This is a genomic window from Parabacteroides timonensis (genome assembly GCF_900128505.1).
In the GTDB taxonomy this organism is placed as follows: domain Bacteria; phylum Bacteroidota; class Bacteroidia; order Bacteroidales; family Tannerellaceae; genus Parabacteroides; species Parabacteroides timonensis.
Window position 1 is genome coordinate 37,226 of sequence record NZ_LT669941.1, and the last position, 15,171, is coordinate 52,396.

At 45.4% G+C, this 15,171-nt stretch carries 7 protein-coding genes and 2 pseudogenes; 7 read left to right on the forward strand and 2 right to left on the reverse strand.

The window, feature by feature from the left end; all coding sequences use genetic code 11:
• Positions 1-180 precede the first annotated feature (180 nt).
• From BQ7394_RS07865 to BQ7394_RS07895, 7 genes and pseudogenes are all read left to right on the forward strand, one after another.
• Positions 181-1,462, forward strand: a pseudogene (locus BQ7394_RS07865) (DEAD/DEAH box helicase).
• A gap of 67 nt (positions 1,463-1,529) precedes the next feature.
• Entirely contained in the window at positions 1,530-2,123 is a 594-nt protein-coding gene (locus tag BQ7394_RS07870; protein WP_075556947.1) for an RNA polymerase sigma-70 factor, read from the forward strand.
• Between the two features lie 78 nt (positions 2,124-2,201).
• Entirely contained in the window at positions 2,202-3,215 is a 1,014-nt protein-coding gene (locus tag BQ7394_RS07875) for a FecR domain-containing protein (protein ID WP_075556948.1), read from the forward strand.
• A 28-nt stretch (positions 3,216-3,243) separates the two neighbouring features.
• Positions 3,244-6,534: a SusC/RagA family TonB-linked outer membrane protein gene (locus tag BQ7394_RS07880; RefSeq protein WP_075556949.1), complete on the forward strand. Its 3,291-nt coding sequence runs from the start codon at positions 3,244-3,246 to the stop codon at positions 6,532-6,534.
• Between the two features lie 12 nt (positions 6,535-6,546).
• Positions 6,547-8,328: a RagB/SusD family nutrient uptake outer membrane protein gene (locus BQ7394_RS07885; protein ID WP_075556950.1), complete on the forward strand. Its 1,782-nt coding sequence runs from the start codon at positions 6,547-6,549 to the stop codon at positions 8,326-8,328.
• Positions 8,329-8,402: 74 nt separating this feature from the next.
• A pseudogene (locus BQ7394_RS07890) lies at positions 8,403-8,642 on the forward strand (sulfatase-like hydrolase/transferase); the annotation flags it as partial.
• Positions 8,643-8,866: 224 nt separating this feature from the next.
• The gene (locus BQ7394_RS07895; protein ID WP_075556951.1) at positions 8,867-10,270 is read left to right on the forward strand and encodes a Gfo/Idh/MocA family protein; all 1,404 of its coding nucleotides are present in this window, start codon (positions 8,867-8,869) and stop codon (positions 10,268-10,270) included.
• A gap of 241 nt (positions 10,271-10,511) precedes the next feature.
• Here BQ7394_RS07895 and BQ7394_RS07905 read toward each other — a convergent pair whose 3' ends face one another.
• Both BQ7394_RS07905 and BQ7394_RS07910 read right to left on the reverse strand, forming a co-directional pair.
• Positions 10,512-12,443 carry an NAD(+) synthase gene (locus BQ7394_RS07905; protein WP_075556953.1) on the reverse strand — a complete coding sequence of 644 codons (1,932 nt, stop codon included), beginning with the start codon at positions 12,441-12,443 and terminating at the stop codon, positions 10,512-10,514.
• A gap of 303 nt (positions 12,444-12,746) precedes the next feature.
• Positions 12,747-14,933 carry a glutamine synthetase III family protein gene (locus tag BQ7394_RS07910; protein WP_075556954.1) on the reverse strand — a complete coding sequence of 729 codons (2,187 nt, stop codon included), beginning with the start codon at positions 14,931-14,933 and terminating at the stop codon, positions 12,747-12,749.
• Positions 14,934-15,171 lie beyond the last annotated feature (238 nt).

Genomic DNA, 15,171 nt, shown 5'->3' on the forward strand with positions numbered 1-15,171 from the left:
CATTTGGGTTCAATATTTTCTAAATTGGTACGTTGGCAAATTGCCTCATTATTTCCGGAATGAAATCTAATAACAAATTCAAAACTGTTTTTCAATTCTCTAATTTCCAATTCTCAATTAATTTCGTATCTTTGTCCAATTATTTATTTAACGAGCCGTGACGGCTCAGCATTTTATTAGATGACATTTGAACAATTACAACTGATCGAGCCGATACGTAAGGCTCTCAGAGAAGAAGGATACACCATTCCAACCCCTATACAAGCAGAAGCGATTCCCAATGTTTTAGATGGATACGATTTATTAGGTTGCGCACAGACCGGAACAGGTAAGACGGCAGCTTTTTCAATCCCTATTTTACAAAATCTGTATAATGAACGTCAGAATGGATTTGCGCGTGGTATCAAAGCCTTGATACTAACGCCTACCCGCGAGTTGGCGATCCAGATCGGGGAAAGTTTTTCTGCGTATGGAAAATATACCAAGCTGAAACATACGGTTATATTCGGTGGAGTGGGACAGAAGCCCCAGACGGATGTGCTTAAGCAGGGAGTGGATGTGCTGATTGCAACGCCCGGACGTTTGCTCGATCTGATCAACCAGGGATTTATCAGTCTGAAAACATTAGACTATTTTGTTCTGGATGAAGCCGACCGTATGCTGGATATGGGATTTATTCATGATATCAAGCGTATCCTGCCCCTATTGCCGAAGAAACGCCAGTCGTTGTTTTTCTCGGCTACTATGCCTCCCGAAATAGAGCGTCTTGCCGGAACAATCCTGGTAGAGCCCCGGAAGGTAGAGGTCACACCCGCTTCATCGACGGTGGATAAGATCGACCAGTCCGTTTATTTTGTAGAAAAGGGGGAGAAAGTAAGTCTGCTTACTCATTTGTTGAAAGATTCTTCGTTGGAATCGGTACTGGTATTTACCCGGACGAAGCATGGAGCGGATAAAGTAGCCCGTGTCCTGGCGAAAGCGAATATCGGAGCGGAGGCCATTCATGGAAACAAGAGCCAGACGGCCCGCCAGCGTGCATTGACCAACTTTAAGGATCATACGACCCGTGTACTGATCGCAACGGATATTGCTGCCCGCGGTATCGACGTGGATCATCTTTCGCATGTGATCAATTACGAACTGCCCAATGTGCCGGAAACGTATGTGCACCGTATTGGCCGTACAGGACGTGCCGGACGTAGCGGAGTGGCTTATTCTTTCTGTGATGCCGAAGAGGTTCCGTACCTGAAGGATATCCAGAAACTGATCGGTAAGCAAATACCTGTTGCCGGGGGGGAACGAATTTGAAACGGCGGAAGTAAAAGCGGCCGTAGCCGATAAAAAAGAAGCCATCAAGCAGGAATCCAAGCGCCGCAATATGTTCGGTAGTAAACGCGACGGAAGCTACTGGAGGAATAAGAAGCGGACAGAAGCCGGAAATCAGAAAACGGCTAAAAAGTAACATAAAAGAAACATTTACTTTCTGGATTTTCACTATTTTTGCGCGGAATATGTATAAGGAGTCATAAATGCCTGAAATACGAGAAGATACTATAACACGATTGAATAATGGAGATACAAAAGCATTCGAAATATTGTATTCTGTCTATTATGTATATCTCTGTGCGGTTGCAACCAAGTATATATTCAATCCGGAAGCGGCCCGCGAAATAGTAAACGATGTGTTTTTGAATGTGTGGAACAACCGTTCCACACTGACCTATCCTATACAACCATACCTGATCCGTTCCGTACAGAACCGTTGCTTGAACCATCTTCGCCAGCAACATCTCCAGACGGTGCCCCTCTCGGAGGTTCAGGAGCATCTGCTTTCTATCCAGGAACAACAGATCTCCGCCGAATCTCATCCGCTGGCTTATCTCGAAAACAAGGAATTCGAAGAAAAGATTTACAAGGCGATAGACCAACTACCCAAAAAGTGCAGGGATATTTTCGTGCAATATTTATATCATAATAAATCGTACGAAGAAATTGCTCAGGCAAACAATATAAGTCCGAGTACGGTACGTGTACAAATCAAGATCGGATTGGCAAAACTGAAAGACCATTTAGGCGATTTATACCCTCTTTTTCTTCTTTTATTTAATTTCTATCAAAAATAATTGCATTTCTTTTAAACGCAACCGGCATTTCCTGTGTATATAAGAGAGACAAGCCGATAAAAGGGGCTTGCGAATTATATGCAAAGAAAAAACGAACACATAGAAGATTTACTTTACAGTTATTTCGTCGGTGAGTTGACGGAGGAACAGGAAAAGGAATTGCTGGTATGGCTGGAAGCTGACGAAGAGAATAAGAAAGTTCTTTTCGAGATGGCCGAGTGGTGGGCAACTGCTCATGTGCCCCTTTATGCCTCCAATATGAAAGCTGATTTTGAAAAACATTTCGGTAGCCTGATGCAAAGCGAACATCCTGAAGCCAAAAAGCGTAGTCTGTGGACTACCTGGTCGAAAGTGGCCGCGGTCGGTCTGTTGCTGATTTCAGTAGGTATCGGCTCTTACCAACTCGGTCATAGGGATCTGAACGATACGCAACTGGCCTATTTCGAAACGGTGACTCCTATGGGATCGCAATCGAAAGTGATCCTGCCGGACCAGTCTGTTGTCTGGGTTAATGCCGGCTCCTCTCTTCGTTATAGTAAAGACTTCAATAAAAAAGATCGCGAGATATATTTGGAAGGGGAGGCTTATTTTGAAGTGGCCCGCGATACCTTGAAACCGTTTCTGGTTAAATCGGATGTATTGAGCGTACGGGTGTTAGGTACTAAATTTAATGTAAAAGCCTATAAAGACGACCAGACAATCGATGTCAGCCTGGTTTCCGGAAAAGTAAATGTCCGCCTGGATGACGAGATGGAACATAAAGGAGAGGTGGAACTGCATCCCAACCGTATGTTGCGTTATAATAAGGAAACCGATCGGGTAGAAATGAAAGAGATAGAAGGCAGGGATGCTTACGACTGGACAAACGGGACTCTCCGTTTTGAAGAAAAAACGTTCGCGGAAATTGCAAAAGACCTGGAACGTAAATACGATCTTCATATACATATAGTTAGCGATAAGTTGAAGAAAGAGGTGTTTACCGGTAGTTTCTCCGGTTATTATACGCTCGATGATGTCTTGCGCGAAGTAGACGTGGAGCATAAATATACCTGGAAACAAACAGCAAATGAATTAGTGATAAGAGACAAATAAAAACAGAACTATTTATAATCTGACTAACATGGAAATAAACTATTTTAAGAGAACCGGGAAATGGATGCTATCGGCATGCCTTGTAGCAAGTGCTCCGATGATCCCGGGTACTATGTTGGCTTCTGAATTGCAGACATGTTACGTGTCTGTCCAAATGGAAACCACTACATTAAAAGAACTTTTCGATCTGATCGAAAAAGAGTTTTCCTATTCCTTCCTTATCAGGAATAACGACATCGACCTGACTGAACGTGTATCAGTTGAAATGAAGAACCGGTCGGTAGAAGAAATCCTGAAAAACGCCCTTAAAAATCAGCATGCTGATTTCATTGTAAACAATAACAAAATTATTGTTTACAAGATCGCGTCTAAGCAAGGCAAAGAAATTGCCGCTGCTTCTGCACAGGTATCTCAACAAAAAACAATGAAAGTGCAAGGTACTGTTATCGACGGTATGACGAATGATCCGGTTATCGGAGCAAACGTTGTCGTTAAAGGTACTTTAAACGGAACAAGTACGGACTTTGACGGAAACTTCGAACTGGAAGTGCCGGAAGGGGCTGTACTCGAGATTTCGTATATCGGTTACCTGAAAAGCGAAGTGAAAGCACAATCGGGTAAAATGACTATTAAGATCAAGGAAGATACGCAAGCACTCGACGAAGTGGTTGTTGTAGGTTATGGCGTTCAGAAGAAAGAAAGTCTTACGGGTGCCATGCAGATCGTAAATAGCGAGAAGCTGACCGATGCAACTACTCCGGCAGTAGAAAATATGTTGTCGGGTAAGGCTCCGGGCGTTTATGTGAACGCAGGTTCCGGACAACCGGGTAATGCTGGTAAGATTGTGATCCGCGGTAAGTCGACCGTCAATGGTAGTACCGACCCGTTGTGGGTTATCGACGGTGTTATCGTAGGTAGTAGTGCTTACGACCTGAATCCGGCCGATATCGAATCGATGTCTATCCTGAAGGATGCGGCTTCAACGGCCATCTATGGTTCTCAGGGTGCTAACGGCGTTATTGTCGTTACGACAAAGAAGGCAAAAACAGGAGAAGCTACCGTGAATGTTTCGGCCAAGTTGGGGGTTACACAACTTAGTACCGGTAACTTTGAAATGATGGATGGTGCTGAATTGTACGACTACTTCAGATCTTTCGGTAACCAGGGAAGTATCACAGGAGACTGGTATACGGAAGATTTGCGTAACCGTAACTTCGACTGGTGGGATAATGCTTCACAACTGGGTTTCGCACAGGATTATAACATATCTATCAATGGAGGAACAGAAAAGCTGAAAACCTATATCTCTGTTGGTGTTTATGATGAAAACGGTGCTGTAAAAGGATATGATTATACTCGTTACAACGCTCGTTTGAAAGTCGACTATAAAGTAAATAACTGGTTGACGGTAAAACCGCAATTGAGCGGCTCCCGTAAAAATATCCACGACCAGCAGCATAGTGTAGGTGCTATGTATTCCAACCTGCCGTGGGATAGTCCTTATCTGGAAGACGGATCGATGGTAGGACATGCACCGATTCCGAGTTGGGTGAACACATCCAGTTCGAACTATATGTACGACCTGCAATGGAATTACACGGAGTCGGAAGCCTATGAAGTAAGTGGTGGTTTCGATTTTGATATTAAGTTTACCGATTGGTTGACTTTCTCTTCTGTCAACAACTATCGTTATTCTACGAAGGCAACAAAGGATTATGTCGATCCCCGTTCTTATTCAGGTTTGGCTGATGGTGGTAGTATCAAGGATGCAACAACGGCATATAACCGTTTATACACCAACCAATTGTTGCGTTTTAACAAAACATTTGGCGATCATTCGGTAAATGGTATTGCTGCTTACGAATGGAATGAATATAACGGAACGACCAATGGTGCATTGGCAGGTGGTATCCCACCGGAATTTACCGTTTCTGATATTGCTGCTGTGCCTAAGGAGATAACCGGATCGAAGACCGGTTGGGCGGTTCAGTCTTATCTGTTGAATGTAAACTATGCTTATGATAACCGCTATCTGGCACAGGTCTCTTTCCGTCGTGACGGTGCATCAAACTTCGGTGAAAATGCGAAGTATGGTAATTTCTTCTCAATAAGTGGTGGTTGGAATATTCATCGTGAATCATTCTTTACGCTCGATTATATCAATAACCTGAAGTTAAGAGCCAGTTATGGTTCGGTTGGTAACCGTCCGTCGGAATTATATCCGCAATACGCTTTGTATTCTTTGACTACAAGTTACAACGAACATCCTTCTGCTATTATTTCTCAGTTGAAGAATAAAGACCTGACTTGGGAAAAGACTTATACGACTGGTGTCGGTTTGGATATTTCTTTGTTTGACCGTGTGAATATTACGTTTGATTATTATAACAAAAATACTTCCGGATTGCTGTATAATGTACCGCTTCCTGCCGTTGTCGGTGTAACAGGTATCTGGCGTAATGTCGGTTGTGTGAAGAACAACGGTTTTGAAGCTTCTGCCAATGTAGACGTGATTAAGAATCAGGACTTGCAATGGAGTATCGAGGCTAATATCGGTTTGAACCGCAACAAAGTAACCGAACTATATGGTGACAAACAAGAGATCATTGTAGGTGATGGTTCCGGTATTGCCGGTTCTGCCGAGAAATTATTGAAACCGGGCTTGGATGTTGATACCTGGTATCTGGCAGAATGGGCCGGTGTCGATCCGGAAACAGGACAGGCTACCTGGTATAAGACAGATGAAAACGGTGAACGTGTAAAAACATTTACTTATGCAGAAGCAGCAAAGACTCCGATTGCAAAGGATAGTTATACTCCGAAATTCTTCGGTGGTTTCTCAACAAATCTGAATTATAAGAACTTCGACCTGTCTGCTGTATTCGGTTATTCGGTAGGTGGTAAGATCTATAACTATTCTCGTTTGGAATTCGACTCTGATGGTGCTTACACTTATACGAACCAGATGAAGCTACATAAGGGATGGAATCGTTGGGAGAAACCGGGCGATATCGCAACTCATCCGCAACCTCTTTATCAGAACCGTACCAATTCAAACCAGGCTTCCACTCGTTTCCTTGAAAACGGTAGCTATCTGCGTTTGCGTAACCTGACACTTGGTTATAACTTGTCGATCCCGCAATGGCACATCTCTAATCTGAGAGTGTTTGCTTCCGGTGAAAACCTGTTCGTATTGTCTGGTTTCTCTGGTGTCGATCCTGAAATTCCGCCGACATCGAGCGGTAAAGTTACGGGTGTGGCTTCTACGGTTTATCCGCAGACACGTAAATATATGTTTGGATTAAATGTTACTTTTTAAGCAGAATAGAATATGAAAAAGATCATAATATTATCATCTTTAATAGCAGCCCTGGGATTTACGGGATGCGATGTGGAACGTTTACCTTACGATTCGTACACGGATGAAAAGATTAACGAATCGGGAGAAGCAGCTGTCGATATTCTTCTGAACGGTTGTTACGGAAGATTGAAGAGCTGGTCGGAATGGATGCACTATACCGGCGAATTCGGAGCGGATAACATGATGAAACAGGCTACTTCCAGTGGCGCTTCTTTCCGTTTTATCTCTTATCAGCATACAACGACTAACTATGGGGTAGGCTACTTCTGGAATTATGCCTATAAAGTAATTGCTCAGTCCAGTTCGATTGTCGACCTGATCGAAGAAGGCAAGAGTAAGGAACTCGACCAGCAGCTAGGTGAAGCTTATTATCTGAGAGGTATGTTGTATTTCTACTTATGCCGTGCTTTCGGTCGTCCTTATTACCAGTCTCCGGAAACGAACCTGGGTGTACCTATCATCAATGGTACTCCGGAAGATATGGATAACCTGCAATTGCCGGATCGTGCCACCGTAAAGGAAACGTACGAACAGGCTATCAACGACTTGAAGAAGGCTGAACAACTGATGAATATTCAGAAAACGGCTGCTTATGCAACCAAAGGTGCCGCACAGGCTATGTTGGCTAGAATTTACATCTATATGAGCGGTACTTATGATAATCCGAATGTGCAGTATGCCGATTCTGCTATCCATTATTGCGATGCCGTGATCAATAGCGGTAACTATGCATTGTTGTCTCACGAGAACTTCAAGAAGTACAATGAATATTCACCGGAAGATAAGTCTCAGACAGAAACGATCTTTGCTATCAAGATGGTCGATTCTGAATTTACGGCAGACGATTATGATGATGGTTTAGGTGGTATGTATGCCGTAATCGACGGTCTGGGTTACGGACAGATTTTTGCCAGTGCGAAATATCTCGACCTGTTGCGTAAGACTAAATACAAAGAAGATGCCCGTTGGAGTTTTATCAAACCGCAATACCTGACAGACGATGCGGGTAATAAGACAGATGTTTTCCGTTTTGTGGCTCCTATGTGGAACTTCGGTACGGATGGAAGCAAGAAACAGGCTGGTTATAAATATATCCAGGCTGAACTATTGAAGAATAGCGATGGTTCGCTTATCAAACCGTATCAGGTAACGATTTCTGAACAAATAGGTGCAAAAGACCTGGGTGGCGGAAAGAATGAACCGATCGTGGATAAGAAGACCTATACACTGAAGACGGTGGATGAAAAGGATAATTCTTACACTATCGACTTTTACGGTACTACTTATACGGGAGAAAAAGACTATCGTATGATTGAAGATAACGGGTATCCTCTGTATTACATTTATAAATGTTCTATGCAGGAAGGTCATTCACATCTGCATTCTCCGATTATCTCACGTCTGGCCGAGTTGTACCTGACAAAGGCGGAAGCTTATGCGAAGAAAGGTAATTATCAGGAAGCATTGGTAAATCTGAATATAATAAGGGAACGGGCTATTATCGGTGGCGGTTATACTGAATTGAATGCGGACAATGCTGCTCAACGTATCTCGGAAGAACGTCAGTTGGAAATGGCTTATGAGGCCGACCGTGCTTACGAAGTATTCCGTCAGGGTTGGACAATGGAGCGCCGCTATCCGGGTGTACACGATGCCATGACTGATATTCCGGCTACACATCCGCGTGTCGTGCAATACATTCCTCAGAATGATATTAATGCGTATCCGGGTACATTAACACAAAATCCATAGGCTATATGCTTTGAGATCCGAGTGATTCATTATATTTGCAGGCGTTGATTGTTACAATCAACGCCTGTATTTTTATGAAAAACATGAATATGAAAAATCTACTATGTGTAGCAACTGGAATGGGAGCCTTGTCCGGATTAAACGCTTTTGCTCAGATTGGGCAACAGCCTAATGTTGCCATTATTGTAGCCGACGATTTGGGATATGGAGATCTGAGTTGTTATGGTGCTACCCGTATTTAGACTCCGGGAATGGACCGGATTGCTAATGAGGGATTGCGTTTTACGCAAGGATATTGTACGGCGGCAACCAACGATCGTGTTCCCTATATTTTTATTGAAAACGGGAAAGGGGGCGGACTGGAACCGAAGCGTTTGCGTCAGATGATGATGACCTTCGAGAAGCTGAAAAGAGAGACTGGAAAGATTACAAATTATTGATTGATAAATTTGATTGATTCTTTTTGTCTAAACATATTTGAGAAGTTGATTAATTGTTATAAATTTGCCCACTTAACAAAGAAATACTAATAAAGAACATGGAAAACACTCGTCGTTCCTTTCTTAAGAAAATGACTGCTGCCGGAGTTGGCGCAGCCGGTTTGGCTATGGCTGGTAATGCCTCTGCCACTACAGTGACAGGTTCTCCCGAACCTCAAAAGAAAAAAACAGCCGGAAAAGATGATGGCAAACTTCGTTTCGGATTTATCGGAACCGGTTCTCGTTGTCATGAACACATCAATAACGTGTTGGCTATCCCCGGCAATAAGATTGTTGCCATCTGCGATATCCAGCAGGGACCTATTGATCGTACGCTGAAACACATTGCTAAATTTAACGTTGAAGCTCCGAAAGTGTACAAAGGTGGCGAACGCGAATTCGAAAAGATGTTGAATAACGAAGAATTCGATTGCGTGATCATTGCAAGCCCGTGGGAATGGCACGTACCGATGTCGGTAGCTGCTATGAAAGCCGGTGTTCCTTACGTAGGCGTGGAAGTTTCTGCCGCCAATACGTTGGAAGAATGCTGGGACCTGGTCAATGTATCGGAAGCAACAGGAAGCCATCTGAACATCATGGAAAATGTTTGCTATCGTCGTGATTGTATGGCGGCATTGAACATGGTTCGCGAAGGTTTGTTCGGTGAATTATTGCACGGTGGTTGCGGTTACGAACATGACTTGCGTGATGTAAAATTCAATGATGGTAAGAACTATACTTACCAGAAGGGTGGTGAGTTGCGTATGGGCCCGACGGCTTTTGCTGAAGCTCAGTGGCGTACGAATCACTCTGTACATCGTAATGGGGACGTGTATCCGACTCACGGTATCGGACCGGTTGCCAATTGTATGGATATCAACCGTGGTAACCGCTTCGTTGCTATGTCTGCTATGGCAACTCAGTCTCGCGGATTGCATAAGTTTATCGTAGATAATGGTGGTGAAAACCATCCGTTGGCTAAGGTTCGCTTTAACCTGGGTGACATCGTTACTTCTATGATCAAGTGTGCGAACGGACAGACGATCATCGTGACTCACGATACAAACTCTCCTCGTCCTTATTCTTTGGGATTCCGTATTCAGGGTACAGATGGTTTGTGGATGAACGATGGCGATCATGTATATGTGGAAGGTCAGTCTAAACCTCACCGTTGGGATAATTCTGACGAATGGTTCAAGAAATACGACCACAAACTATGGGCTCAGTTGGATGCTCAGGCAAAAGAAGCCGGTCACGGTGGTATGGACTTTATCATGATGTATGACCTGATCGATCGCATCAAGAACAAACGTCCGGCTCCAATGGATTGTTATGATGCTGCTGCATGGAGTGCTATTTCCGCTTTGTCAGAAATGTCTATCGCTCGTGGCGGTGCATTGGTTGACTTCCCAGACTTTACTCGCGGACAATGGATTAACCGTAAACCAGAATTCGGTATGTAATATGTCAGGGGTGGCGGTTCGCGAACCGCCCCTACGGAACAACAATATAAATGAAAAGGCTATCGGGATTCCGATGGCCTTTTTTATGTCTGTGCTATCATACAAGAAAAGAATTTGGAATCTGAAGCATTGGAGACAAAATAAAAGTATATATCTTTGTGAAAACAGAGATAAAAATGCGTTTAAATAAGAAGGACATTTTCATGTCTCCTTACAATACTTACAAATTACAATATTTTGTTTACTTCAACCCTTCTATCTCTTTCAGCCATAATGTTGCCATTGCATCGCTCGGCATACGCCAGTCGCCACGTGGGGAAAGGCTAACGGAACCGACTTTCGGTCCGTCGGGCAGGCAACTTCGTTTGAATTGTTGCTGGAAGAAACGGCGGAAGAACGTATAGAGCCATTTTTTGATTGTCTCCTTGTCGTAATTGTCTTTGAAAGCCTGCCCGGCCAGGAAGTAAATCTTGGCAGGTGAGGTGCCGAAGCGGAGGAAATGATACAGGAAGAAATCGTGTAGTTCGTAGGGGCCTACCAGGTCTTCCGTTTTCTGTTTGATATTTCCGTTTTCATCTGCCGGGATCAGTTCGGGGCTGATAGGGGTGTCGACAATATCCAGCAAGGTAACGCGGGAGGCTTCATCCACCCGGTTGTGTGCAACCCATTCTACCAGGTATTTGACCAATGTTTTAGGGATGCTTCCGTTAACACCGTACATCGACATATGATCGCCGTTGTAGGTCGCCCAACCCAGTGCCAGTTCCGACAGGTCGCCGGTTCCGATCACCATACCGCCCACCTGGTTGGCTACGTCCATCAGGATTTGGGTACGTTCGCGTGCCTGGCTGTTCTCGTAAGTAACATCATGGACAGACGGATCGTGGTCGATGTCTTTGAAGTGTTGGAGGCAGGCGTCTTTGATCGAAATTTCTTTTAGGGTGACCCCCAGGTGGCGGATCAGGTCGCAAGCATTGGTATAGGTGCGGTCGGTGGTTCCGAAGCCGGGCATGGTGATACCGAGTATCTGATCCCGGGGGATGCCGAGAGCATCGAAGGCCATCACGGTTACCAATAGGGCCAATGTGGAATCCAGTCCACCCGAAATACCGACAACCGCCGTTTTAGAGTGGGTATGGACCATGCGTTTGGCTAGTCCGGCTACCTGGATCTGGAAGATTTCTTCGCAACGCTCTTTCAGAGCATCGCCGGAAGGAGTGAAAGGATGCGGGTCGATCGGGCGCGTCAGTACCGGATCTCCGGAAGTTTCGGACAGGGCGAACGGGACTACGATCGTTTCCTCCGGTAATAAAGTGGAGGCTCCGTGCATGAAGCTGGTGTTCACGCGACGGTCGTTTTGCAGGTTTTCAATGTCGATCTCACTGATGATGAGTTGTTCCTGCATGGTGAAGCGCGGCGATTCTTCCAGGAGATTTCCGTTTTCGGCAATGATGCCGTTACCTGCAAAAACAAGGTCTGTACTGGATTCTCCGAAACCGGCGGAGGTATAGACATATCCTGCCATACAACGGGCAGATTGCTGGCGGATCAGCGAACGGAGGTAATGGTGTTTACCGATCAGTTCGTTACTGGCGGATATATTTACCAGGATATTGGCTCCTTCCATCGCCAGTAGGGAACTGGGGGGGACGGGAACCCACAGGTCTTCACATATCTCGATACCGACTTTTACCTGTCCGGAGGTGAATAATAGGTGACTATTCATCGGGTATGTGCTGTTTCCGATCGAGATGGTTTTATCCCATAGCTCGGTAGCGAAAGTAAACCAGCGCTGTTCCTGAAATTCTTTGTAGTTCGGCAGATATGTTTTGGGAACTACGCCTATTATCTTTCCGCTCTGGAAAGCGATAGCGGCATTGATCAATCGGTTGTCCGTTACGAGCGGGGCACCTACGATGGTGAGCAGGTTCAGGTCGGCGGTGTCACCCACGAGTTTTAATAGGGCCTGTTCTGCATTTTTCAGTAAAGTTTGCTGTGCAAACAAGTCCAAGCAGGTATAGGCCGTCACCGACAATTCGGGGAAAGCGATCAGTTGGACTCCCTTTTCCGATGCCTGGCGCATCAGGTTTTCTATCTGCCCTATATTATAAAAACAGTCTGCCACCTGTACGTGGGGGACGGCTGCTGCTACTTTTATAAATCCGTAGTTCATATTCTATTTGTTTATTGTATCCTGTGAATGGACGACACAGGGACGGGGTGTCTCTTTTTTCTTGGGCCAAATACTTTTCGTGTATTTTACAAGCTTTTTCATATCTTCAATGTTGTCTATCTTGTTGAGATATTCCTCGATGAAGTTTTCTCTCCATTGTTGTAATTCCATTGCCGTCATAACGTAAACTCCTTTCTTATATAATGATGCTCCAAAGGTATGTATTTCTCCGGGAATATGAAAGAAGGGAAGCCATACTTCGTAGTATGCTTCCCTTGTAAACACAAAACAATCAACAAAAAACTATCTGATAAATAATAATTCGCGATATTTCGGTAATGTCCACATCTGGTCGTCTACAACCAGTTCTAGTTTGTCGATGTGGTAGCGGATCTCTTCCAGCATCGGGACGATGGTGTCGTGGTAGGCAATGGCTTTTTCGCGTTCGCTCTCGATCTTGTTGGCAACCTTACGGGCTTCGACCATTTCGTCAACCTTTTCCTTGATGAAGTTGGTGCGGCAAGCGATGTCTTCGATGATCTCCAGGTTGCGGGCGGAAAGGACGGATGCCTTGTCTGCCGGGAAAAGATCTTTCATTTTATAAACGTTGTCGACCAGTGAAGTCTGATAGCGGGTGGCGATAGGGATGATATGGTTCATCGTCAGGTCGCCTAATACGCGGGCTTCGATCTGTATCTTCTTTGTGTATGTTTCCCATTTCACTTCGTTACGGGCTTCCAGCTCTTTGCGGGTCATGACACCTGTCGACTCGAACATCTTGATGCTACTTTCTTTCAGGTAATTGTCGAAAATGACCGGTACACTGGTTTCACAATCCAGGCCGCGGCGTTTGGCCTCTTCTTTCCATTCATCGCTATAACCGTTGCCGTCGAAATGGATGGCTTTGCATTCTTTGATGTCTTTGCGGAGTACTTCCAGAATGGCGGCATACTTGTCTTTGCCGGTTGCGATCTTTCCGTCTACCTCTGTTTTGAACAGCTTCAATTGTTCGGCAACGGCGGCATTCAAAGCCAGCATCGCCGAGGCACAATTGGCTTCGGAACCTACGGCGCGAAATTCGAAACGGTTTCCGGTGAAAGCGAAAGGAGAGGTACGGTTACGGTCGGTGTTATCGATCAGTAATTCGGGGATACGGGCGATATCCAGTTTCATTCCCTGTTTGCCGGCTAGCATGAGATCCTCCGGTTCACTCTTTTCCAGATGGTCTAAAACCTGTGATAACTGGGTCCCGAGGAAGCTGGAGATAATTGCGGGAGGTGCTTCGTTGGCTCCCAGGCGATGGGCGTTGGTTGCGCTGGAGATACTTGCTTTCAGTAATCCGTTATGACGGTAAACGGCCATCAAAACATTTACAACGAAAGTGATGAAGCGCAGGTTGTCCTCCGGAGTTTTCCCCGGGCCCATCAGGCCGATGCCTGTGTCGGTCCCCAGCGACCAGTTGTTGTGCTTACCCGATCCGTTCACTCCTTTGAATGGCTTTTCATGCAACAGGACACGGAAACCATGCTTGCGGCTGATCTTACGCATCAAGGCCATGACGAGCAGGTTGTGGTCGTTTGCCAGGTTGCATTCTTCAAAGATAGGAGCCAGCTCGAATTGGTTGGGAGCTACTTCGTTGTGGCGGGGGTTCAATGGGATACCCAATTTGAGGGATTCAATCTCCAACTCTTTCATAAACTCCATGACACGGGTAGGAATGGCACCGAAATAATGATCTTCCAATTGCTGGTTCTTGCTGCTTTCATGGCCCATCAGCGTACGACCGCTAAGCAACAGGTCGGGACGGGCGGCGTACAGACCTTCGTCTACCAGGAAGTATTCCTGTTCCCATCCCAGATAAGCGTATACTTTCTTTACATCCGGATTGAAATAGTGGCATACGTCGACGGCAGCTTTATTGACGGCTTCCAATGCTTTCAGCAAGGGAGCCTTATAGTCCAGCGATTCGCCGGTATAAGCGATGAAGATGGTCGGTATACACAAGGTATCGCCAACGATAAAAGCAGGGGATGAAGGATCCCAAGCCGAATAGCCGCGTGCCTCAAACGTATTTCGGATACCGCCGTTCGGAAAACTGGAAGCATCCGGTTCCTGCTGGATCAGGAGTTTTCCTGAAAATTCTTCAACCATTCCGCCTTTACCGTCGTGCTCTACGAAAGCGTCATGTTTTTCGGCGGTTCCTTCGGTCAGAGGATGAAACCAGTGGGTATAATGGGTTGCTCCCATTTCGATCGCCCATTTTTTCATACCGGCGGCTACGGCATCGGCCGTTTCCCGGTCAAGAGGAGTTCCGTTATCGATAGAATCGACTAGTCTGGCATAAGCCTTTTCCGGAAGATATTTGAACATCTTCTCACGGTTGAATACGTTCTTTCCGAAATATTCCGACGGACGTTCTGCCGGGGTGGCTACTTCGGTGGCTCTTTTCTTGAAGGCCGATTCTACAACTCTGAATCTTAACTTTGACATACTATTTGATTTTAAAGTAAGTGTTTGTTATTATTTATCTTCCGGGAAGGGAGAAGGTACCTTCCTTTCCGTATCCTATAGTGCCTCACCCGGGTGCGGTAATCAGCCTCATCCCGATGCGGTAGGTAGCCTCATCCCGATGCGGTAGGTAGCCTCATCCCGATGCGGTAGGTAGCCTCATCCCGATGCGGTAGTCACATATGTGGAGGGATTGCTGCCCTATAAAAAGGAGTATAGA

What these genes read in the sequence shown, in the direction of transcription:
- BQ7394_RS07870 (WP_075556947.1), top strand. Translation starts at nt 1,530, where the DNA reads ATGCCTGAAATACGAGAAGATACTATAACACGATTGAATAATGGAGAT.
- BQ7394_RS07875 (WP_075556948.1), top strand. Translation starts at nt 2,202, where the DNA reads ATGCAAAGAAAAAACGAACACATAGAAGATTTACTTTACAGTTATTTC.
- BQ7394_RS07880 (WP_075556949.1), top strand. Translation starts at nt 3,244, where the DNA reads ATGGAAATAAACTATTTTAAGAGAACCGGGAAATGGATGCTATCGGCA.
- BQ7394_RS07885 (WP_075556950.1), top strand. Translation starts at nt 6,547, where the DNA reads ATGAAAAAGATCATAATATTATCATCTTTAATAGCAGCCCTGGGATTT.
- BQ7394_RS07895 (WP_075556951.1), top strand. Translation starts at nt 8,867, where the DNA reads ATGGAAAACACTCGTCGTTCCTTTCTTAAGAAAATGACTGCTGCCGGA.
- BQ7394_RS07905 (WP_075556953.1), bottom strand. Translation starts at nt 12,443, where the DNA reads ATGAACTACGGATTTATAAAAGTAGCAGCAGCCGTCCCCCACGTACAG.
- BQ7394_RS07910 (WP_075556954.1), bottom strand. Translation starts at nt 14,933, where the DNA reads ATGTCAAAGTTAAGATTCAGAGTTGTAGAATCGGCCTTCAAGAAAAGA.